Annotated in this window: 1 protein-coding gene; it reads left to right on the forward strand. The window is 67.8% G+C overall.

Features of this window, described 5'->3' with window-relative positions; genetic code table 11:
- Positions 1 to 672 (forward strand): DDE-type integrase/transposase/recombinase (locus HR086_RS47300; protein ID WP_254626786.1); only part of this gene is annotated, 672 nt, incomplete at its 5' end.
- Positions 673 to 683 lie beyond the last annotated feature (11 nt).

A 683-nucleotide genomic window follows, 5' to 3' on the forward strand; every position in this document is an offset into this window, starting at 1 on the left:
GCCGAGCACACCGCCACCGGGCCCAACCAGGTCTGGAGTTGGGATATCACCTACCTGAAGGGCCCGGTGAAGGGCGCCTTCCTCTACCTGTACCTGGTGGTGGACGTCTTCAGCCGGCGAATCATGGGCTTCGCGGTGCACGAAGAGGAGTCGTCCGAGCATGCCTCGGTCCTCATCCGCCGCTCTTGGCAGCAGGCCGGCTGCCCCGAGGGGCTGGTGCTGCATTCGGACAACGGCGGCCCGATGAAGGGCGCCACGCTGCTGGCCACCTTGCAGTACCTGGGCGTCACCCCGTCCTTCAGCCGGCCCCGCGTCTCGGACGACAATGCCTTCTCCGAGGCTCTCTTCCGCACGCTGAAGTACCGCCCCAGCTTCCCCCGGCGGCCCTTTGCGTCCGTCGAGGATGCGCACGCCTGGGTGACGCGCTTCGTGGACTGGTACAACACCGAGCACCGACACTCCGCCATCCGCTTCATCACGCCCGACGACAGGCACTTCTGCCGTGAGGCCACGCTGCTGGCTCGACGCCACCGGGTATACCAACGCGCCCGAGCCAGTCACCCCGAACGCTGGAGCCGCGACACTCGCAACTGGACGCCAGCAGGCCCCGTCCGTCTCGGCCCCTCTCCGAACCTCACCCCGGCCGTGCAGGAGTTGAAGCGCATCGGCTGAACCCTCTCACG

It is taken from the genome of Myxococcus sp. CA039A (assembly GCF_013336645.1).
GTDB classification, from domain to species: Bacteria; Myxococcota; Myxococcia; order Myxococcales; family Myxococcaceae; genus Myxococcus; species Myxococcus llanfairpwllgwyngyllgogerychwyrndrobwllllantysiliogogogochensis.